Source organism: Parasedimentitalea psychrophila (genome assembly GCF_030285785.1).
Taxonomy (GTDB): Bacteria; Pseudomonadota; Alphaproteobacteria; order Rhodobacterales; family Rhodobacteraceae; genus Parasedimentitalea; species Parasedimentitalea psychrophila.
The window spans coordinates 1,664,612-1,686,423 of sequence record NZ_CP127247.1 but is presented as its reverse complement, the minus strand read 5'-3'; the positions used below and the strand labels follow the sequence as shown (position 1 = coordinate 1,686,423).

The 21,812-nt window shown below is 58.2% G+C and carries 18 protein-coding genes; 7 read left to right on the top strand and 11 right to left on the bottom strand.

The window, feature by feature from the left end; translation table 11 throughout:
- Positions 1-197: 197 nt before the first annotated feature.
- The gene (secA, locus tag QPJ95_RS08120) at positions 198-2,891 is read right to left on the bottom strand and encodes a preprotein translocase subunit SecA (protein ID WP_270917309.1); all 2,694 of its coding nucleotides are present in this window, start codon (positions 2,889-2,891) and stop codon (positions 198-200) included.
- A gap of 178 nt (positions 2,892-3,069) precedes the next feature.
- On the opposite strand from secA, the gene QPJ95_RS08115 reads away from it, so the two are divergent.
- From QPJ95_RS08115 to QPJ95_RS08105, 3 genes are read left to right on the top strand one after another with little or no spacing between them, the layout of a single operon-like run.
- Positions 3,070-3,921: a peptidylprolyl isomerase gene (locus QPJ95_RS08115; RefSeq protein WP_270917308.1), complete on the top strand. Its 852-nt coding sequence runs from the start codon at positions 3,070-3,072 to the stop codon at positions 3,919-3,921.
- Positions 3,922-3,923: 2 nt separating this feature from the next.
- Entirely contained in the window at positions 3,924-5,150 is a 1,227-nt protein-coding gene (gene argJ / locus QPJ95_RS08110) for a bifunctional glutamate N-acetyltransferase/amino-acid acetyltransferase ArgJ (RefSeq protein ID WP_270917307.1), read from the top strand.
- Positions 5,147-5,545, top strand: coding sequence for a (deoxy)nucleoside triphosphate pyrophosphohydrolase (locus QPJ95_RS08105; RefSeq protein WP_270917306.1), 399 nt, complete (start codon positions 5,147-5,149; stop codon positions 5,543-5,545). The genes argJ and QPJ95_RS08105 overlap by 4 nt, the downstream gene beginning before the upstream one ends.
- A 439-nt stretch (positions 5,546-5,984) precedes the next feature.
- Here the strand turns inward: QPJ95_RS08105 and infB are convergent, their stop codons facing one another.
- The 6 genes from infB to pip form a co-directional block, all read right to left on the bottom strand.
- Positions 5,985-8,468, bottom strand: coding sequence for a translation initiation factor IF-2 (gene infB, locus QPJ95_RS08100; protein WP_270917305.1), 2,484 nt, complete (start codon positions 8,466-8,468; stop codon positions 5,985-5,987).
- A gap of 8 nt (positions 8,469-8,476) precedes the next feature.
- Entirely contained in the window at positions 8,477-9,097 is a 621-nt protein-coding gene (locus QPJ95_RS08095) for an RNA-binding protein (protein ID WP_270917304.1), read from the bottom strand.
- 23 nt (positions 9,098-9,120) lie between these two features.
- Positions 9,121-10,749 (bottom strand): transcription termination factor NusA, encoded by a 1,629-nt coding sequence (gene nusA, locus QPJ95_RS08090; protein WP_270917303.1) that lies wholly within the window; start codon positions 10,747-10,749, stop codon positions 9,121-9,123.
- On the bottom strand, positions 10,749-11,327 hold the full coding sequence (gene rimP, locus QPJ95_RS08085) for a ribosome maturation factor RimP (protein ID WP_270917517.1): 579 nt from the start codon (positions 11,325-11,327) through the stop codon (positions 10,749-10,751). Before rimP ends, nusA begins: the two co-directional genes overlap by 1 nt.
- Positions 11,328-11,518: 191 nt before the next feature.
- Entirely contained in the window at positions 11,519-12,367 is an 849-nt protein-coding gene (locus QPJ95_RS08080) for an ABC transporter substrate-binding protein (RefSeq protein ID WP_270917302.1), read from the bottom strand.
- On the bottom strand, positions 12,368-13,342 hold the full coding sequence (pip, locus tag QPJ95_RS08075) for a prolyl aminopeptidase (RefSeq protein ID WP_270917301.1): 975 nt from the start codon (positions 13,340-13,342) through the stop codon (positions 12,368-12,370).
- A 50-nt stretch (positions 13,343-13,392) separates the two neighbouring features.
- Between pip and ubiG the strand changes: the two genes are divergently transcribed.
- A complete protein-coding gene (ubiG, locus tag QPJ95_RS08070; RefSeq protein WP_270917300.1) occupies positions 13,393-14,136 on the top strand; it encodes a bifunctional 2-polyprenyl-6-hydroxyphenol methylase/3-demethylubiquinol 3-O-methyltransferase UbiG in 744 nt (247 codons plus the stop codon).
- Between the two features lie 225 nt (positions 14,137-14,361).
- On the opposite strand, the gene QPJ95_RS08065 is transcribed toward ubiG, so the two are convergent.
- The 4 genes from QPJ95_RS08065 to QPJ95_RS08050 all read right to left on the bottom strand — a co-directional run bounded on the left by QPJ95_RS08065 (position 14,362) and on the right by QPJ95_RS08050 (position 16,736).
- Positions 14,362-14,814: a MarR family winged helix-turn-helix transcriptional regulator gene (locus QPJ95_RS08065; RefSeq protein WP_270917299.1), complete on the bottom strand. Its 453-nt coding sequence runs from the start codon at positions 14,812-14,814 to the stop codon at positions 14,362-14,364.
- Positions 14,814-15,644, bottom strand: a complete 831-nt coding sequence (locus QPJ95_RS08060; protein ID WP_270917298.1) for a carbon-nitrogen hydrolase family protein — start codon at positions 15,642-15,644, stop codon at positions 14,814-14,816. Before QPJ95_RS08060 ends, QPJ95_RS08065 begins: the two co-directional genes overlap by 1 nt.
- A 15-nt stretch (positions 15,645-15,659) precedes the next feature.
- Positions 15,660-15,917 carry a glutaredoxin 3 gene (gene grxC / locus QPJ95_RS08055; protein WP_270917297.1) on the bottom strand — a complete coding sequence of 86 codons (258 nt, stop codon included), beginning with the start codon at positions 15,915-15,917 and terminating at the stop codon, positions 15,660-15,662.
- Positions 15,918-16,010: 93 nt separating this feature from the next.
- A complete protein-coding gene (locus QPJ95_RS08050; RefSeq protein ID WP_390923481.1) occupies positions 16,011-16,736 on the bottom strand; it encodes a double zinc ribbon domain-containing protein in 726 nt (241 codons plus the stop codon).
- 17 nt (positions 16,737-16,753) lie between these two features.
- Between QPJ95_RS08050 and QPJ95_RS08045 the strand changes: the two genes are divergently transcribed.
- The 3 genes from QPJ95_RS08045 to QPJ95_RS08035 all read left to right on the top strand — a co-directional run bounded on the left by QPJ95_RS08045 (position 16,754) and on the right by QPJ95_RS08035 (position 21,736).
- Positions 16,754-17,584, top strand: coding sequence for a methyltransferase domain-containing protein (locus tag QPJ95_RS08045; protein ID WP_270917295.1), 831 nt, complete (start codon positions 16,754-16,756; stop codon positions 17,582-17,584).
- 76 nt (positions 17,585-17,660) lie between these two features.
- Positions 17,661-18,698, top strand: a complete 1,038-nt coding sequence (hemH, locus tag QPJ95_RS08040) for a ferrochelatase (RefSeq protein WP_270917294.1) — start codon at positions 17,661-17,663, stop codon at positions 18,696-18,698.
- Positions 18,699-18,733: 35 nt separating this feature from the next.
- A complete protein-coding gene (locus QPJ95_RS08035; RefSeq protein WP_270917293.1) occupies positions 18,734-21,736 on the top strand; it encodes an aminotransferase class III-fold pyridoxal phosphate-dependent enzyme in 3,003 nt (1,000 codons plus the stop codon).
- Positions 21,737-21,812: the final 76 nt, after the last annotated feature.

Sequence of the window (21,812 nt, the reverse complement as noted above, 5' to 3'; positions counted from 1 at the left end):
TCAATCCATGTCGGTTCAAAGTCTTCCCAGACGGGTTTGGGCTGACTGAGGGCCGCATTCGGCGGCGGCGCCCCGGCCCGCAAACACGGCTCACAAACCCGGCCAGTAGTAACCACGAATGTTGGCCCCAAACAAAACAGCGCCCCTGAAATCCTGGGATTTAGGGGCGCTGCTTCTAGAACAATTGTAGCGGCAGATCAGGCCAGTCGGCCGTGACAATGCTTGAATTTCTGCCCCGAGCCACAGGGACATTTATCGTTGCGTGATGGCGAACCCCAAGTGGAGAGATCATCCTCAACAAACCCCGGCGCGGGCTCCTCTGCCAGCGCCTGCCCAGGCGCGATTGCGCTGCCCTGCAACTGCGCCTGCCGTGCGGCCATCTCATGCAGCATTGCCTGCTGCTCTTCTTCGCTCATCGGGCGAATGTGGCTCAGCTGCTTGCTGACGGCTTCCCGCAGGCTGTCCAGCATGCTTTCGAACAATTGGAAGCTCTCGTTCTTGTATTCGTTGAGAGGATCACGCTGCGCATAGCCACGGAAGCCAACAACCGAGCGCAGATGCTCCAGAGTCAGCAGATGCTCGCGCCATTTTGAGTCGATGGCCTGCAACAATACCTGTTTTTCGATATTGCGCATGTTCTCAGGGCCAAAGGCGACTGCCTTTTTGGCCATCAACTCATCGCTTTCCTTGATCAGGCGCTCTCGGATTTCTTCGTCATCCACACCTTCTTCGGCCGCCCAATCAACCAGCGGCACATCAATGCCCAGCTTTTCAATGACCTGTTGATGCAGACCCTCGGTGTCCCACTGATCGGCATAGGTTTTGGGTGGCATATAGGTGTCGAGAAGGTCGTCGATCACCTCGTGACGCATATCACTCACGATATCCGAAAGATCCGCTGCTGACATGATCTCGCGGCGCTGACCAAAGATTACCTTCCGCTGGTCGTTCATCACGTCGTCAAATTTCAACACGTTCTTACGCTGGTCAAAGTTGCGGCCTTCGACTTTCGCCTGCGCCCGCTCCAGCGATTTGTTCACCCAGGGGTGAATGATCGCCTCGCCCTCTTTCATGCCCAATGTGGTCAGCAGCTTGTCCAGCCGCTCCGAGCCAAAAATGCGCATCAGGTCGTCTTCGAGGCTGAGGTAGAACCGGGTCAGCCCAGGGTCACCTTGACGGCCCGAGCGGCCGCGCAGCTGGTTGTCGATCCGGCGGCTCTCGTGGCGTTCGGATGCCATCACGATCAAGCCACCCGCGTCGATCACCTTTTGCTTTTCTTCGGTGTGCCGGGCCTCTTCTTCAGCGCGCAGAACAGTCGGATCGGCATCCGGGTTTTGCGCCAGCACCTCCAGCACCTTCATTTCGACGTTGCCGCCAAGCTGAATATCGGTGCCACGCCCGGCCATATTGGTGGCAATGGTCACCATGCCAAACCGGCCTGCATCCGCAACAATCTGCGCTTCTTTTTCGTGCTGGCGCGCGTTCAGGACGTTATGTTTAACGCCTTCCTTCTCCAGCATCTGGCTCAGCAACTCGGATTTCTCGATGGAGGTGGTGCCCAAAAGAACCGGCTGGCCCTTGGCATTTGCGACCTTCGCCTCGTCGATCATAGCCGTGTATTTTTCGGCCGCCGTGCGATAAACCCGGTCGTCTTCGTCCACCCGCGCAATCGGCTTGTTGGTGGGCACTTCGACCACAGCCAGCCCGTAAATCTCGGCAAATTCCTCGGCCTCGGTCAGGGCGGTGCCGGTCATGCCGGACAGCTTGTCATAAAGACGGAAATAGTTCTGGAATGTCACCGAGGCCAGAGTGGTGTTCTCAGGCTGAATGGTGACGCCTTCCTTGGCCTCGATGGCCTGGTGCAACCCGTCGGACAGACGACGCCCGGGCATCATGCGGCCGGTGAATTCGTCGATCAAAACCACATCGCCATCACGAACAATATAGTCCTTGTCGCGCTGGAACAGCTTATGCGCGCGCAGAGCCTGGTTGACGTGGTGCACCACCGACGTGCTTTCCGGATCATACAGCGAGGCACCTTCAGGCAGCAAACCGCGCTCCATCAGCTGTTGCTCCAGATAGTCGTTGCCATCGTCGGTGAAGGTCACACCACGGGTTTTCTCGTCCAGGTCATAATGGTCGTCGCTCAGCAGCGGAATCACCAGATCAATGGTGGAGTATAAATCCGAGCGATCTTCGGCCGGGCCGGAAATGATCAGCGGGGTACGCGCCTCATCGATCAGGATACTGTCAACTTCGTCCACAATCGCAAAGTTGTGATGCTTCTGGAACAACTGGTTCAGTTCCGACTTCATGTTGTCGCGCAGATAATCGAAACCCAGCTCGTTGTTGGTGGCATAGGTGATATCGGCTTCGTAGGCGGCCTTCTTTTCAGCCTCCGGCATGTTGGACCAGATCACCCCGGTGGTCATGCCGAGTTGAGCGAACACATTGCCCATCCACTCCGAATCCCGCTTGGCCAGGTATTCGTTGACCGTGACCACATGCACGCCCTTGCCGGTCAGTGCATTGAGATAGGCCGGTAGCGTCGCCACAAGGGTTTTACCCTCACCGGTCTTCATCTCGGAAATGCTGCCCTGATGCAGGAAAATGCCGCCCATCAACTGGGTGTCAAAGGCGCGTAGGCCCAAGGCCCGCTTGGCGGCCTCGCGTGCATTGGCAAAGGCCTCGGGCAGTAGATCATCCAGCGAGGTGCCATCCAGCGCGCGTTGGCGCAGCTCTTTGGTCTTGTCCTTCAGCCCGTCATCGCTGAGCTTCTCGAACTCGGGTTCAAGCGCGTTGATCTTTTCGACCAGCGGCTTTGTCGCCTTTATTTTGCGGTCATTCGGTGTCCCGAAAACCTTTTTGGCGATTGTTCCGATACCCAGCATTTGCTCTCCAACGATCCTGTCTTGGCCCCTAATATTTGGCAGGGTTGCCCGCTCAGCTCACAACCCATAAACACGGATGTGAATGACGGTCCTGCCACGGGCCACTAAGGGATGTAAGCGGCAGGGTATTCAGTGTCAACGCCATGCCCGTTTGCGGCAACAAAATAGGAAGAATCGAATGCGTAAAGGTCTCACTTTTTTGCCTCGTGTGGCGCTGGCCGCCTTGCTGGTCTTGCCGCTGCCCGCAGCAGCCGCCCCACATGCCAATACTGTTGTTGCCATTGTGAACGGCGAAGAGATCACCATTGGCCATATGATCCTGTCCCGTTCTGTGCTGCCAGCCCAGTATCAGCAGTTGCCTGCGGATGTATTGTACAATGCCATTTTGGATCAATTGATCCAGCAAACGGCGCTGAAACAGGCGCTGCATGGTGAAGTCCCGCATTACGTTCAGCTTTCTCTTGAAAATGAAAAACGCTCATTGCTGGCTGCCGATGTGATCGAATCCGTGATGGAGATGGCCTCCAGCGAAGAAGATCTGCTAGCCGCCTATGAGCAGGCCTATTCCGAAGGCGATGGCGGCGACGAATTCAATGCCTCCCATATCCTGCTGGAAACCGAAGAAGACGCCCGCGCTGTGCGGGTCGAACTGAACATCGGCGCTGATTTTGCGACTTTGGCCAAAGAAAGATCAACGGGCCCCTCTGGTCCAAGCGGCGGGTCTTTGGGCTGGTTCACCAAGGGCCGCATGGTACCGGAATTCGAAGAGGCAGTACTGACCCTTAAATCGGGAGAAATTTCGGCGCCCGTCCAGACCCAGTTTGGCTGGCATGTGATCATTCTGAACGAACGCCGCAAATCCGCCGCACCTGAATTTGAGGCCGTGCGGGAGGAACTGGCAACCCAACTGCGCAATCAGGCAGTCGAGGCGCGGGTCTCGGAACTGACCGCATCAGCCACCATAGAGCGGGTTTTGCTCGAAGATCTGGACCCCAGTATTTTGCAGAATATTGAACTGGTAAGGAACTGACCATGGCGCAGTCTTTGTCACCCTCTCCGCTGGCCCCCGCCAGCTTTCCTGACATGCCCATTGTCGGCGGCGTCCGGTTTGCTTCGGCTGCGGCCGGCGTGAAATATAAAGACCGCGCGGATGTGATGCTGGCCCTGATGGTCCCCGGCACCACAGTGGCCGGCGTCTTCACCCAGTCGTTGACCCGATCCGCCCCGGTGCGCGATTGTCAGGCAAAATTGACGACCAGAGGTCCCGATGGTGCTGCCATTCTGGTCAACTCGGGAAATTCCAACGCCTTTACCGGCCACTTTGGTCAGACCTCGGTGGAGCAGATCGCCAGCGCTGTTGCCGCAGCGACTGCCCTGCCCGAAGCCCGTGTTTTCACCGCCTCTACCGGCGTTATCGGCGAGCCACTGCCACATGATCGTATCGTTGCAAAAATCGGCGAACTGGCGGAGGGACTGTCCGAGACCCGGATCAAAGACGCCGCCGAAGCCATCATGACAACGGACACTTTCGCCAAGGGTGCCTCAGCTCAGGTTGAGATTGACGGGCAGACGGTTTCCATTGTCGGCATCGCCAAGGGATCGGGCATGATCGCGCCGGATATGGCCACCATGCTGGTCTATATCTTTACCGACGCACAGGTAGAGCAGAGCGCCCTCCAGGCCCTGCTGACGTCGATTTGCAACCGCACCTTCAACTGTATCACTGTCGACAGCGACACCTCGACCTCGGACAGCCTTATGCTCTGCGCAACGGGTGCCGCGAACGTTGACGCCACCGGCAGTAACGCCTTTGCCTCTGCCTTGGAGACGGTGATGCTGGATCTCGCGCATCAGGTGGTAAGGGATGGCGAAGGCGCCACAAAATTTGTTGAAATTCAGATCACCGGGGCGGCATCCGATGGTGATGCCAAGATCCACGGGTTGGCTATCGCCAATTCGCCGCTGGTCAAAACGGCGCTTGCCGGTGAAGATCCCAACTGGGGCCGTATCGTAATGGCCATCGGCAAATCCGGCGCCGACGCCGACCGGGATTTGCTGTCGATCTCCTTTGGCGATGTTCTTGTCGCTGAAAAAGGCTGGGTTTCGCCCAACTACCGCGAAGAAGAGGCGGCCGCTCTGATGAAACAGGACGAGATTACCATCAAGGTGGATCTGGGCCTTGGAACCGGCCAGGCCACGGTGTGGACCTGCGATCTGACCCACGGTTATATCCAGATCAACGCGGATTACAGATCTTGAAGACCCTGCTTGTTTCCGCCGTCGCGCTGATTGACGTCGAAGGACGGGTGTTGCTGGCGCAGCGCCCGCCGGGAAAATCCATGGCGGGTCTGTGGGAATTCCCCGGCGGTAAGGTGGAACCCGGAGAGACACCCGAGATCGCGCTTATCCGGGAACTGGAAGAGGAACTGGGGATCAATACCTGGTCCTCATGCCTGGCGCCGCTGACCTTTGCCAGCCATAGCTACGATGATTTCCACCTGTTGATGCCCCTGTTTGCCTGCCGCAAATGGCAAGGTATCCCGCAGCCGCGAGAAGGTCAGACCCTGAAATGGGTCCGGGCGAAGGATCTGCGCAATTACCCGATGCCTGCCGCCGACATCCCACTTATCCCGATCCTTCGGGACTGGCTCTAATTCCAACTTTAACGAAGCTTACCTTGCCTCAATCACCCTCAGGCTGAATTGAGCCGCTATTTACGGAAGATTACGGCGAAATCATGGCTTTTATGAACGTTTTATTAAGTTTTGCTGTGTCAAATTATCGTTAACCAAGGTTAAACTCCAACAGTGAAATTCCTTTGGGGAGGATATGACATGCTTCGGACTATTATTATGGGCAGCTGTGTTTCAGTTCAGGGAACATATGTTCGCGCGCTTCCGGATGGCCGGATCGCCGTGAAGGTCGGACGTCAAGTGTTTGAGGGATATCCGGTCAAAGTTGCGGCCTAGGGCTTCAATACTCACAGACCAAATGAAAGAGGACTGCCTAAGGGCAGTCCTTTTTTTATGTGCAGCCAATAAAAAACCCCGGCACAGGGCCGGGGCTTCTTGATTTTGACTGGCGAGACAGCTGTTAGGCCAATGTTCGGGTGACCTCTTCGCGTTCGAAGATCTCGATGACATCGCCGGGGCGAACATCATCGTAGTTATCAAACGCCATGCCACATTCCTGACCAGACTGAACTTCGGGCACTTCGTCCTTAAAGCGCTTCAGAGTCTTCAGGCTGCCTTCATGGATCACCACGTTGTCACGCAGCAGACGCACACCGGCCGAACGACGGGCAATACCTTCGGTAACCAGACAACCAGCGACTTTGCCGATGCCGGTAACCTTGAACACCTCTTTGATATTCGCGTAACCGATAAAGTTCTCGCGGATTTCGTCGCTCAGCAGACCAGAGGCGGCCGCTTTCACATCGTCGACCAGGTCATAGATCACCGAGTAGTAACGGATCTCAACGCCCTTTTGGTTGGCCGTGTTCCGGGCCGATGTATTGGCACGCACGTTAAAGCCAAACACTGGCGCACCGGATGCTTCGGCCAGGCCGATATCGGTTTCGGTGATGGCGCCAACGCCCGAGTGCAGAACCCGCACCCGCACTTCGTCGTTGCCGATCTTGGCCATCGCCTGAACGATCGCTTCGGCCGAACCCTGCACGTCTGCCTTGACCAGAATGGGCAGCTCAGAGACGTTTTCGTCATCCTTGGCCTTGGCCATCAGCTGTTCCAGAGTGGTCGCAGCACCCGCAGCAGCGCGTTTGTCTTTCGCTGCCTGAGCCCGGTATTCCGCAATCTCACGCGCCTGCGCTTCGGTCTCGGTCACGTTCAACACGTCGCCCGCTTCGGGGGTGCCGTTCAGACCCAGAACCTCAACAGGCACCGAAGGACCGGCTTCTTTGATCCGCTCGCCCTTGTCGTTGATCAGCGCACGGACCTTACCGTACTGCTCGCCCACAACAAAGATATCGCCTTGGCGCAGGGTACCGTTTTGCACCAGAACGGTGGCAACGGGACCACGGCCAACGTCCAGCTGAGCCTCGATCACGGCGCCTTGGGCGGCACGATCGGGGTTGGCTTTCAGTTCCAGGATTTCTGCCTGCAGCGCGATGGCTTCCAGCAGTTGATCCAGACCCTGACCGGTGATTGCCGAGACTTCGACGTCCTGAACATCACCAGACATTGCTTCCACGATGACAGAGTGCTGCAACAGATCGGTGCGCACTTTGGTCGGGTCGGCGGCCGGTTTGTCGATCTTGTTGATGGCAATAATCATCGGCACGTTGGCGGCCTTGGCGTGGTTGATGGCTTCGATGGTCTGCGGCATTACCGCGTCATCCGCAGCCACCACCAAGATCACGATGTCCGTTACATCCGCACCACGTGAGCGCATCGAGGTGAACGCCGCGTGACCCGGAGTATCCAGGAAGCTAATGATCGAACCATCTTTGGTTTCAACCTGATAGGCACCGATGTGCTGGGTGATACCCCCCGCCTCGCCGGCCACAACACGCGCATCGCGGATCGCATCCAGGATCGAGGTTTTACCGTGGTCAACGTGGCCCATGATGGTCACCACCGGCGGCCGCGGCTTCAGATCGCCGTCTTTGTCATCGACTACGTTGATCACATCTTCAACGTCCGAATCCGACACCCGAACCATCTTGTGGCCGAATTCTTCGATGATCAGTTCCGCTGTATCGGCGTCGATGGTCTGGTTCTGAGTAACCATCAGGCCCATGTTCATCAGTGATTTAACAACGTCACCAACACGTTCTGCCATCCGGATAGCCAGCTCCGACACCACAATGGCTTCGGGCAACTGAACTTCGCGGAATACCTTTTCGCGCTCGACCGTGCCCATGGCTTTTTGACGGGCGCGCTCTTGCTTGCGCTTCATCGACGCCATGGAACGGTGACGGTTACCGGCACCACCAGTGGCTTGACCCAATGTCAGCTTGCCTGAGCGACGGCTGTCGGTCGGACCTTTGCCACGGTTCTGGCGTTGATCGCGCTCACGGTCTGATTTGCGCGGAGTGGCCGCAGGGGCAGGCTTACCAAAATTCGCAGTGCGCGGTGCAGTACTGGCAGGCTTTTTCTCATCAGGAACAGCCGCAGCACGTTCGGCCGCCACTTCGGCTTCGCGCTTTTTGCGCTCAGCTTCTTCGACTTTGGCCTTAGCGCGCTCTTCAGCTTCGCGTTGATCTTTTTCTTTTTGTTCCATTTCCGCACGGCGACGCGCGCGGCTTTCTTCGCGTTCTTTTTCCTCAGCAGCACGCTTGGCGGTGTCTTCCGCTTCCCGGGCGCGCGCAATTTGCAGCGCCTTCATCCGGCGTGCCATTTCGTTGTCGGTTATTCCAGCAGGCCGTCGCGATGGATCGCCAACAATCGTAGCGCTGGCGCCATCTCGGCCGGCACCCGGCTTCGGGACCACAACGCGCTTGCGCTTGGTTTCCACTACGACATTCTTGGTCCGACCATGGCTGAAACTCTGTTTCACGTTCCCGGGCCGGGACCCACCACGAAGACCCAAAGTCTTTTTGCCGTCACTATCGCTCATTAAGATACTTATCCTTCTGTGCGGCCCGTGCCGCCCACCGTTTTACGCATGCCCTGCAATCGCTGCGCTTCCTCTACAACACGTTTGCTGAGTCCACCAGAGGCAAGCGCCGCATGTATCACAGTTTGACGCCCAAAGGCCATGCCTAGCTCATCTGCGGTCAGGCAACCGATATAGTTACCCTTGTGGGGCGTGCTTAGTTTTGACTTACCACGACCCGACCCATCAATTGCCTGTATCAGCACCTGGGCCTCTTCTTTGGACAGCCAGTCTTTGACTTTTTCGTAGCCACCAACTGCTGCCCCCGATTTCCTTGCCAGACTAAGCAGCTCAACCAGGCGGCGCAAAATCTGTCGCTCCACCTCATCAACCATCCCGTCAGGCATAGTCACCTGGGTCTTGAAGCCACGGGAAAAGAGTTTTTTCTTTACCGCATTTTCAAGAGCTTCCCGCTCGGCGGTCACATAGACCCCACGACCGGGCAGCTTCCCCATGATATCCGCAACAACCTGCCCATCCGGACCGATGACAAAACGCACCAATCCGTGTTTCGGTTGCACCTCACCCGTGGCAAGACACTTGCGATCTGGACCGTCACTCAGGTCCCTTGAGTTGCTAGCGCCACCCATGTTCAATCACTCGAGGCCTGAGATCAGGCCTCGGCCTCCGACTGTTGTTCATCTTCGTCTGCGTCTTCAGAAACGTCCTCGTCTGTTTCCAAATCGGCGGGATCTACCCAGCCCAGCAAGATGCGGGCGGTCATTACAAGTTTCTGTGCCTCCTCAAGCGGCATTTCAAAGGGCTCGAGAATGCCGTCATCCTTGATTCGCTCGCCATTTTCGGTGGTCCAGCCACCGGCCAGCTCCCAATCGGCGCAGGTGGCAAAGTCTTCCAGCGTTTTCACGCCATCCTTTGCCAGGGCTTCCACCATCTGTGGTGTCAGGCCTTCGAAATTAATCAGGCTGTCCTCAACACCCAAAGCGCGGGCCGCTTCGATAGCGGCATTGGCTTGAGCCTCGATATTGTCGCGGGCGCGGGCCTGCAACTCAGCCGCGGTGCTTTCATCGACACCGTCGATGACCAGCAATTCATCCAGATCAACATAGGCGACTTCTTCCAGGTTGGTGAACCCTTCGGAGACCAGCAGCTGGGCAAAGAATTCATCGAGATCCAGAGCCGCCATGAACAAGCCGGTACGGCTTTCGAATTCCTTCTGGCGACGCGAGCTTTCTTCTTCTTCGGTCATGATGTCGATATCAAGTCCGGTCAGCTGCGACGCCAGGCGCACGTTCTGGCCACGGCGACCAATCGCCAGGCTCAGCTGCTCTTCGGGCACCACAACTTCGATCTTGCCGGCTTCTTCGTCCAGCACAACCTTGGAAACCTCGGCAGGCTGCAACGCATTGACCAGGAATGTCGGCTGATCTTCGTTCCACGGGATGATGTCGATCTTTTCACCCTGCAACTCGTTGACCACGGCCTGCACGCGCGAGCCGCGCATACCAACACAGGCGCCAACCGGATCGATTGATCCGTCATAAGAGATCACCGCAATTTTGGCGCGCGACCCGGGGTCCCGGGCCACAGCCTTGATTTCGATGATGCCGTCATAGATTTCCGGCACTTCCATCTTGAACAATTCGGCCATGAATTCAGGAGCGGTCCGCGACAGGAAGATCTGCGGTCCGCGCTGCTCACGGCGCACGTCCTTGATGAAGCAGCGGATACGATCGTTCGGGCGATAGCTTTCGCGGCCGATTTTCTCGTTGCGGCGCAGGATGGCTTCGCCCGCACCAACGTCAACGATCACGTTGCCATATTCTTCGCGCTTGACCAGACCATTGATAATGGTGCCGGCGCGGTCCTTGAATTCTTCGAACTGGCGATCACGCTCAGCTTCGCGGACCCGCTGCAGGATAACCTGCTTGGCCGACTGCGCCGCAATCCGACCCATTTCAACCGGCGGCACTTCCTCGACGAAAGTATCGCCAACGGCGGGTTCAGCCATATATTGCTTGGCTTGTTGAACCGTGAACTCGGACTGGTAGTTTTCCAGCTCTTCGTCCTCGACCACTGTACGCACCCGGGTAAAAGTGGCTTTGCCGGTCTTGCGGTCGATCGCCACCCGAATGTCCATCTCACTGCCGTAGCGGCTTTTGGCGGCTCGGGCGAGGCTTTCTTCCATCGCATCGACAACCAGGCTGGGGTCGATCATCTTCTCGCGGGCCACCGCTTCGGCGGTCTGCAAGAGCTCCAGCTGGTTAGCAGAGGTGATTGCCATTATTCTTTCTCCTCTTCGGACCCTTCGGTCTCGATCTCGTCGAATGCGTCTTCGTTCAAAGCGCCCGCATCTTTACGCTGGCGCAGCATTTCCTTGATCAACTCGTCGGTCAATACCAGCTTGGCATCAGTTAACCAGTCAAACTGCAATCCGATGGTGCCTTCTTCGATATTGATCAGCACCTCTTCGCCCTCGATGCCCGCCAGCTCACCCTTAAAGCGGCGGCGGCCACCGATCAGCTCACCCGTCTCGATCTTGGCCTCATAGCCTTCGAACATGGCGAAATCTTTCAGCCGTGTCAGTGGCCGGTCAATACCCGGGCTTGACACTTCCAAAGCATAAGCGTCCAGGATCGGATCTTCTACATCCAAAACAGCACTTACGGCATTGGAGATCACGGCGCAGTCATCAACTTCGATGCCGCCATTGGGCTTGTCCGCCATGATCTGTAGCATCGTCGTCTTACCGGACATCAGTCGTACACGCACCAACTCATAGCCAAGATCTTCAATCACCGGAGTGATAATCTCGGCCATACGGCGGTCAATGGCAGCTTTGGCAATCAGGTCGTTTGTCATCATGATCCATCACATGCGTTAAAGCACAAAAAAACGGGCGCGCGGCCCGTCAGATCATCCCGATGGTGCTTCGTACCCAAGGCCCGACGCGCCGCTGTTGAAACGGGATATAGGCGGGACAGGCTGAGTCTGCAAGCCCTCAGTTCTACTTGTGCCAAATACATCCACCCAAGATAGAATAAACTGGTTACTTAAAGCCGCCACCACCGTTCGGCGATACGGCCATCATCCAGCGCGGCGCGGCGGCCGATCACCCGTGGCACCCCAACGCCAGAATGGGTCGCAATCGCAATATCCTGCTGCGACGGCAGATAGCGAAAGTCGCCGCGTTTAATCAGCCCCTTGGGGTCAGGCAGAGCGGAAATATCGACATAGCCATCGCGCAGCGCTTCGGCCCGCACGGTTTCGTCGGGGATCACGATCACCTCAATCTGATCCGCCCAGCCGGCCTGGCCATCCTTGAAGTGACCCGCCACCCGCGCGGCGCGAAAATGGCGGTTCTGCTGATAGCGCTCAACCCGGTAACAGCCGGTCCCACAGGCCTGGGCCAAAGGCGCATCCACACGCCCATCGCGGGCGATAAAAAGCGCCGGATCGGCCAGCAAATAAGGGAAATCAGGGTTTGATGCCGAGAGCTCGATCTGTAACTGCAGCTCTGACAACACGGAATATTCCAGAACCTCGACCCCATCCGGCAAGACATGCGCCGCCAGCGACGCCACGACATCCCGGGCCGTCATCTCTTGGTCATCATGGAACCGCACAGCAGGGCGCAGATCAAAGGTCCAAATGCGCGCGTCCTGACTGCTGTGCCAATGGCTTGCCAGCTCTCCGCGCAGCACTCCATCGGGCGAGACCTCGGTCAGGCTGTGATACAATGCGCCGCGCGCCACCAGATCCAATAGGTCGCCATCGCGGGGAACCGCCAGTCGCAGTATCCCACCACGCAGCGGCGCCGCCGACAAGGAGGTGCCGGTGGCCGCCAACAAGGCAGCAGCAGCACCCGAGGCAAACAGGGCCCGGCGGTCAATCCGACTCATCTATAGCTCCTCCGCAATGACATTCATCACCCGCACCAATTCAGCGCTGATTCCCGGTTCTGACAGCGCATGCCCGGATCCGCGAATCATCTTCAGCTCACCCTCGGGCCATAGTTCATTCAGGCGCCAGGCCATCACCGGTGGGCAAATCATATCATACCGCCCCTGCACGATAACACCCGGGATATGCGATATCCGCCCCATATTCGCAAGAATTTGCCCGTCGCTCTCAAGGAAACCCTGATTGATAAAGTAATGATTCTCAAGCCGAGCAAAGGCGCGGGCGTACTCGCCCGGGCTTTCCCCCGACCGTCCGTTTGAGTGGATCGAGGCCAAAGCGTTTTCCCAGGCGGACCAAGCTTTGCCAAAGCGGATTTCCTCGGGAACATCCCCCGAAAATAGGCGTTTATGGTAGGCGCCGATTATGTCGCCACGCTCGTTCTCGGGGATCAGCGACACAAATCTGGCCCAGGTTTCTGGCCAGAATTTGCCGGCACCGCCGCCATAGAACCAGTCCAGCTCACCCTTGGTCATCAAAAACACCCCCCGCAGGATCAGATGACGCACCCGGTCAGGGTGGGCCTGGGCATAGATCAGCGACAAAGTCGCGCCCCAACTGCCACCAAAGACCATCCAGTCGTCGATCTCTAGCAAGCGGCGAATCACCTCCATATCCGCGACCAGATGCCAGGTCGTGTTATCCTCGCACGAGGCATAGGGTCGCGAGCGGCCGCAGCCGCGTTGGTCGAACAGAATCACCCGGTAGATATTGGGATCAAAATAACGTCGCATCGCCGGGCTACAGCCGCCGCCGGGCCCACCGTGACAAACCACCACAGGCACGCCCTGCGGGTTGCCACTTTGCTCCACATATATGCGATGTCCCTGGCCAACATCGACCATCCGCTGATCAAAGGCTTCGATTGGCGGGTAAAGATATTGAACTGCGCGCTTTTGATCCCGGTGTTTGTCCATTATTGACCTAACTTATAATGTCCGAACTAAAAGAACACACGGAGACAGGAATGCAAGCGCCTCAATCCACGGTGGACCCCTCTGAGATCGCAAAATTCGAAGCGATGGCCGCAGACTGGTGGGATCCGAATGGTAAATTCAAGCCGTTGCACATGCTGAACCCTTGTCGGCTAGACTATATCACACAGCAGATCGCCGGTGAATTTGATCGTGATCTGAGTAAATCAAAGCCCTTTGCGGGGCTGCGTTTGCTGGATATCGGCTGCGGTGGCGGACTGCTTTCGGAACCAATGGCGCGTCTTGGGGCCACTGTTGTGGGCGCCGATGCCGCCGCGGGCAACCTGCCCGTAGCGCGCATCCATGCCGAACAATCCGGGCTCGACATCGACTATCGCCACACCACGGCCGAGGCCCTGGCTGAAGCGGGCGAACAGTTCGACGTGATTCTGAATATGGAAGTCGTTGAGCATGTCGCCGATCCGCTGGCCTATCTGACCGCAACCCGGCAGCTGTTGCGCCCCGGCGGGTTGCAAATTTGTTCGACGATCAATCGCAACCCCAAAAGCTTTGCCATGGCTATTATCGGGGCTGAGGTGATTATGCGCTGGTTGCCACGCGGCACCCACGAGTGGTCAAAATTCATCACCCCGGACGAGCTGTTTGATCTGCTGTCACAAGCCGGTCTGTCCCCGGTGGATCGAAAAGGTTTTCTCTTCAATCCAATCACTTGGGGCTGGTCAATCTCGGACCGTGATCTGAGCGTCAATTACGTCACCGCCAGCATCAAGCCTTAACCTCCGCACCTATACTTTAGGATAGGCAGCAGATCCTTCTGCGCTTTTGTTTAAGGCAGGGGGGAATGTTATTGCCAACCAACACTCAGGAATGATCCTGGGGGTTATTGGGCAGGTTTTGCCCTTAATCGAGTGAATGCTACTGCGTTCCAATAGGCATATTTTCCACTCACGGAGCCTATCGGAACAGCGGGGTGCCTGGGAGCAGGCGCCCCGTTTCTCGTTTCAACGAGGGTCTGACCCGTCGTTTTCAAGCTTGCTGCGCAACTCGCGCAGGATTGGCAAAGCGGCGCGGACACGGTCATGGCCCAAGTCATTCACCACTTCGGAAATTATCGGAGTAATCCCGGCCAGCGCTGCATCGCGGGCCTGGCGGCCAGCCGGGCTGATCGCCACCATCTTGCGCCGCGCGTCGTCCCAGTCTGGGCGGATATGTATATACCCAGCCACTTCCAGTTTATTTAATGTGTTGGTCATCGCGCCTCGGGTAACATGAAATGCTTTGGCCAATTGCGCTGGTGATCGCTCCAGACCAACCCGGGCCAATTGATTGAGCACCGAAAAATGCGACAGCTCCATACCTTTTGGCAGCGCCTTGGTCAGGCGCGAGCGGGCCAATTGGTCGGCCATCAAAATCTCGCTAAACAGCGAAATCGCAAGAGAATTATTGTCTTCCATCAGGGTCCGTCAAAGTCTCGGTCATGGCTCAGCGCAGGGACGCGCCTGCGTGCTTCTGACACTTTTTCCATATCCAGATCAACGTAGGTCACGCCCGGCTCGGTGCCCGCATCCGACAACACCTCGCCCCAGGGGGCGACCACCAGGGAATGGCCATAGGTCTGGCGGCACCCGCCGACACGGGCAGAGTGTTTGCCGGTTTGCGCCGGAGCCAGGATATAGCAGCCGGTTTCGATGGCGCGGGCGCGCAGCAGCGTATGCCAATGGGCGGCACCGGTCACAGGCGAAAAGGCGGCTGGCACGGTGAGGATTTCGGCCCCGCCCTTGGCCAGTGCCCGATGCAAATACCCAAACCGCACATCGTAACATATGGTCATGCCGATCCGACCAAACGGAGTATCAGCCAGCACCGCCCGGTCGCCCGGTCGATAGCCCTCTGATTCGCGGAAGGTCTCTTTCGGGGTCACTTCCACATCAAACATATGGATCTTGTCATAGCGCGCGGTGATCTGACCCTGCGGTGAAATCAGGAACTGGCGATTCGCAAAACGTCCATCGCTGTCCTGCGTCTTGACCGCCAGTGACCCCAGCAACAGCCAGATCCCATGCCGCGCGGCTGCCCCCTGCAGCGCCGCCAACGTCGGGTCGTCTTCTTCGTGATGCAGCACGGCCTGCTGATGCCTGCGACTGGTGCTGACGCAATTGGTGACCTCGGGGGTCAGAATAAACCCAGCCCCCGCCGCCACGGCCTCAGCCAGCATCGCCTCAACCAGACCCAGGTTTTCACCCGGATCATCGCTTGATGTCATCTGCAACAGCGCCGTGCGCATGTGAGGTCTCCGTTTTCAGGCCGCGAGCAGCGAGTCGAGTTGACCCGACTGCTCAAGCGCAAACAGATCATCGCAGCCACCCACATGGGTATCACCGATGAAAATCTGCGGCACCGTGCGGCCGCCATTGGCGCGCTGGATCATCTCGGGCTTGCGCGCGGGATCAGTCAGCACGTTCACCTCGGCAAAGGTGACGCCCTTTTGGGTCAGCAACCGTTTGGCTGCGTGGCAAAAACCGCAGAGCGGCGAGGTATAGATTTCGACCGATTTCATCGAGGTCTCCATTTCATTCAGCTTTGACGTTGTGGGGGATTTGGGGGGGCAATGCAACAATTGCTAGGGGGGCGCCAAAAGGTGATCAAGCGATCATCGTTTACTGACACGCGCCAGCACCACTACGCGCACCTCTGCCGCACCACCGCGCAGGCAGGCATCTGTGCAGGCAGTCAGGGTGGCACCCGAGGTCATGACGTCATCGACCAGCAAAATCACCCGCCCCTGCAGTCTTGCCCTTTGACGCCGGTTGAAGGCGACGGCATCGCCCAGCGCCACAAACCGTTGCTCACGGGTTTTCCCATCCAGCGACTCGGTGCGTTTTCGCCGGTGCAGCAGGTCCACACAGCACTGCAGTTGGCATTGCTTGGCCAGCTGGACAGCCAATAGCGCCGATTGGTTGTAACGCCGCTTTAGCAGCCGGGTCCAATGCAGAGGCACAGGCACAATGAGCGGATCGTTTTCCAACAACGGTTTTGCTGCCACCATCATCCAGACGGCAGCAGATCTGGCAATATCACCGCGATCCCCGTGCTTCAGCGCCAGCACCAGGGATCGTGCCTGATCCCGGTACAGCAATGCCGCACGTCCTTGGCTCCATGCGCGCGGATGGGCCATGCAGTCGTCGCAATCCAGCCGAAACCCATCCGCCTGCCCCGGCAGTGGCACCCCGCAGCTTTCGCAGACCGTTCCGCCAATAAACGGCGTTTCGCGCCAGCAAGTGCCGCACAGGCCAAAGTCACTATCGACCAGATCACCACAGCCCAGACAGCGCGGCGGGTAAATCAGTGAAACGGCCATTTGTATCTGCTTCAGCATCAGCCTAAACAGCCCCCATGACGCAAGCCCCAAAACCCCAGCCAGCCCTGTTTGACCGTCCAGCCCTGAGCGCCCACCGGGCGCGCCGCAAGCCGACAGCCCTGTTCCTGCATGAAACCGCACGGGATGAAGTCGAGGATCGGCTCTGCATGGTTAACAGGAGCTTTACGGACCCGGCCATCGTCACCCCTTTTGCGGAGATTTGGCAGAACTGCCTGCCGGGCGCAAAAATCGTACCCGACGACGACCTGCTGGCGCTGGACCCAGGCGCCCATGATGTTGTGGTGCACACCATGTGCCTGCATTGGGCCAATGACCCGGTGGGCCAGTTGATCCAGTGTCGCCGCGCACTAAAAGAGGATGGGTTGCTGCTGGTGGTGATGCTCGGCGGGCGGACGCTGCATGAATTGCGCAGCTCCCTGGCCGAGGCGGAAACGGCACTCACTGGCGGTCTATCCCCCCGGGTGGCACCGATGGGTGAAATCCGCGATCTGGGCGCCCTGCTGCAACGCGCCGGTCTGGCGCTGCCGGTGGCCGATCTGGTACCCCTGACGGCTGAATATCGCGACCTGCGCCATCTGATGCAGGACCTGCGTGACATGGGGGAAACCAACGCGCTGGCGCAACGGCAGAAACACCCCAGCTCGCGGATGCTGTTCGAAATGGCGGATCACCTGTATCGACAGCATTTTGCAACGCCGGATAATCGCCTGCCTGCCACCTTTGAAATCGTCTGCCTGACCGGCTGGTCGCCCTCGGACACCCAGCAAAAGCCACTGCGCCCAGGCTCGGCGCAATCGCGGTTGTCCGATGCGCTGAAAGTACCGGAAACCAAACTGCCCGAGTAGCGACACCGGGCAATTGCCCGATTGACCTGCAATCGGTTATGCCTATTCATCCGACCCAGCCCAACAGGACGCCACCATGCCGGACGCCACACCACAAGCAACCCAAGCTGCCAAACCCGCCGAAAAGATCGGGGTTCTGCTGGCCAATCTTGGCACCCCGGATGATTATAGCTACTGGCCCATGCGCCGCTATCTGAGCGAGTTCCTGTCCGACCAGCGGGTGATCGATTACCCCAAGTGGAAATGGCAGCCGCTGCTGCAACTGGTCATCCTGAGCAAGCGGCCGTTCAGCTCGGGCGCGGCCTATAAATCGATCTGGAATCACGACAAGGGCGAAAGCCCGCTGATGACCATCACCAAGGATCAAACCGCCAAGATGGCCAGCGCAATGGCGGCCCGCTACGGCGATCAGGTGATGGTTGATTTCTGCATGCGCTATGGCAACCCATCCACCAAATCCAAGGTCCGGGCGCTGGTCGAGGCCGGCTGCACCAAGATCCTGTTCTTACCGCTGTATCCGCAATACGCCGGTGCCACCTCGGGCACCGCCAATGATGCGTTTTTTCGCGCCCTGATGGACGAGACCTGGCAACCGGCAGCGCGCACGGTGTCGGCCTATTTCAACCACCCCAGCTATATCGATGCCCTGGCCAGATCAATTGAAACCGCCTATGCCAAGATGGAAAACCGCCCCGATATTCTGGTCTGCTCGTACCACGGAATGCCCGAGCGCTATGCACAGCAAGGCGACCCCTACAGCCGCCAGTGCCATGAAACCACACAACTTTTGCGGGATCGGCTGGGCTGGGCAGACAGCCAGATCATTAGCAGCTTCCAGTCCAAATTCGGCCCCGAGGAATGGCTAAAGCCTTACACCGTCGATCACGTCGCCGAACTGGCGCGGCAAGGCAAAAAGAGCATCGCAGTGGTGGCACCGGCGTTTTCGGCGGATTGCATCGAAACGCTGGAAGAGATCAACGAAGAGATCCGCGAAAGCTTTGACCATGCAGGCGGTGAGAGCTTCACATATATACCCTGCCTAAACGACGATGACGGCCATATCTCTGCATTGTCGGCGGTGGTGGACGAGAATTTAAAGGGCTGGCTGGGCTAAACGCCTAGGGCAGACATTGATAATTGAGGGAATGAATGAGCGAACTGCATTGGGCAAATGTCCTGAAAACATCCTGGGGCATCAGCGCCACATTGGCGCGGCTCGATGGGGAATATGACCTCAATTTTCTGGCCCAGGGCGACGATGGCCAGGACTACATTCTAAAGGCCATGCGCCCCGGCTGCGAGGCCTGGCTGGTTGATATGCAGATCAAGGCGCTGGACCATTTGGCCGCCTGCGCACCCAAGCTGCCCTGCCCACGAGTGATCCACACCCCCAAGGGTGCCGCAATGCTGGAACTGGCGGATGATAACGGTGATTTGCGGCTGGTCTGGCTGCAGAATAAATTGCCGGGGCAATGTTATGCCAAGATCGCGCCCAAGTCGCAGGAGCTGATCCATCACTTAGGTCAGGTACTGGGTGAAACAGGCAAGGCCCTGCAGGATTTTCACCACCCCGGCTTGGCGCGTGACTTCAAATGGGACTTGATGCAGGCCGGCTGGATTGCCCCAAAACTGGACTGCATCACCGATCCGGATCGCCGGGCCCTGCTGACCGAGATTTCCCAGGGATTTGCCGCGATTGAGCCGACACTGGGTGGCCTGTCCAGTCAGGCAATCCACAACGATGCCAATGACTACAACATTCTTGTAAGTGACGCACTAAGCGGGCCGCGCCGGGTGTCTGGCCTGATCGACCTTGGCGACATGTGCACCGCGCCCCGGATCTGTGATCTCGCCATTGCCGCAGCCTATATCGTGCTGGATCATCCAACCCCCGAGATGGCTCTGGCGGCTTTGGTCTCTGGCTATCACGCCACCAACCCGCTGACCGCGACCGAGATCGACTTGCTTTGGCCATTGCTGCGGGCGCGACTGGCGGTCAGCATCGTGAACTCGACGCTAGAGGCAGCAAAGAATCCCGATGATCCCTATGTGGTGATCTCGCAGGCGCCGGCCTGGCGGTTTCTTGAAACACAATTCCTCCACGCCGGCCTGCTGACCGCCCGGCTGCGGGCCGCCTGTGAGCTGCCGGTTGTCGATGGGGCTGACCGGGTGATGACCTATCTGGAGGCCCAGCGCGGCAGCTTTGCACCGCTGATGGGTGTTGAGCTGACAGACACTCCAATGGGGTCTTTGTCGGTTGAAAATTCCACTTGGCCGCAAAATCCGTTCCACATGCCACTGGAGGAAGCCGCCCGTGTTGGCGCCGAATTTGGCGACGGTCTGTGGCTTGGCTATTATCACGAGCCACGGCTGATCTACACCGCAGCCGCCTTTCGCAACGGTGCCTACAAGGCCAGCGACCGGCGCACCGTGCATCTGGCGGTGGATGGGTTTGCCGCCGCTGGCACGCCATTGTATGCGCCGCTGCGGGGCGAAGTCTTTGTGGTCGAGAACCGCGACAACCATCTGGATTATGGCGGTGTCATCATTCTGCGCCATGAAACCCCCGAGGGCGATGCCTTCTATACCCTGTATGGCCATTTGGGCCCCGAGTGCTGTGACCGCCTGCGCCCCGGTGAGGTGATCGAAAAAGGCGCCGCGTTCTGCCGCCTTGGCGACGCCAGCCAGAACGGTGGCTGGGCACCACATGTGCATTTCCAGTTGGCGTTAACCACCGAAGGCATCGAGGCCGACTGGCCCGGTGTTGGCGACCCCGACGAGATGTACCTGTGGCGCGCAGTCTGCCCGAACCCGGCGGCGCTGCTAAATCTTCCCGATGCAAAGGTGCACTACCAGCCCACCGATAAGGCTGAGGTGCTGGCGGGCCGGAAAGCCCATTTTGGCGGCAACCTGTCGCTGACCTATAGCGATCCGGTGATGCTGGTCCGCGGCTGGAAGCATCACCTGTTTGACGAATGGGGGCGCCCCTATCTGGACGCCTACAACAACGTGCCCCACGTCGGCCACGCCCATCCGCGCATTCAGGCGGTGGCGGCGGATCAGTTAAAACGGATCAACTCCAACACCCGCTATCTGCATCCGGCACAAACCGCATTTGCGGAAAAGATCCTCTCCAAGCTGCCCGCCCCATTCGAGGTCTGCTTCTTTGTCAATTCCGGCACCGAAGCAAACGAGCTGGCGCTGCGGCTGGCGCGCGCCCATACCGGGGCCAAAGGCATGGTAACGCCCGATCACGGCTATCACGGCAATACCACCGGGGTGATTGATGTCTCGGCCTATAAGTTCAACGCACCCGGCGGCACCGGTCAGGTGGACTGGGTGGAACTGGTCGAGGTGGCCGACGATTATCGCGGATCAATTAAACGTGATGACCCCGACCGGGCGCAGAAATATGCGGATCTGGTCGATCCCGCCATCGCGGCCCTGCAGAATCGGGGACATGCTGTGGCCGGTTTCATCGCCGAGACATTCCCCTCGGTTGGCGGTCAGATCATCCCTCCCCAGGGCTATCTGGCCCTGGTCTACCAAAAGATCCGCGCCGCTGGTGGTGTTTGCATTGCCGACGAAGTGCAGACCGGACTGGGACGGTTGGGGGATTACTACTTTGGCTTTGAACATCAAGCCGCCCTGCCCGACATCGTCGTGCTGGGCAAACCCATCGGCAATGGTCACCCTCTGGGCGTTCTGGTCACCAGCAAGGAAATCGCTGACAGCTTTGCGCAAGGGCCTGAATTTTTTTCAACCTTTGGTGGATCTACCCTGTCCTGCCGGATTGGCAAGGAAGTCCTGGATATCGTCGATGACGAAGGATTGCAGGACAATGCCCGGGTTATGGGCGCGGAGCTGATTGCCGGGCTCAGGGCGCTGCAGCAGCAATATACCTGCATCGGTGATGTGCGCGGCATGGGGCTGTTCCTGGGGCTCGAGTTGATCAACCCGGATGGATCAGAGGCCCGTGAAATATGTGCCTACGTCAAAAACCGGATGCGAGATCATCGGATTTTGATCGGCAGCGAGGGCCCCAAGGACAACATCCTGAAAATCCGTCCACCGCTTACCATTGATCGAGACGACGTCGGGATGATCCTGGAATCGCTAGGTCAGATCCTGGCAGAACTGGATCAGGCTTGAACCATTCAAACAACTGCAAGATGCGTGCCAGATGACGCCTCTTGCAGGACGCCCGCGCCTCGGAACAATGTCGTGG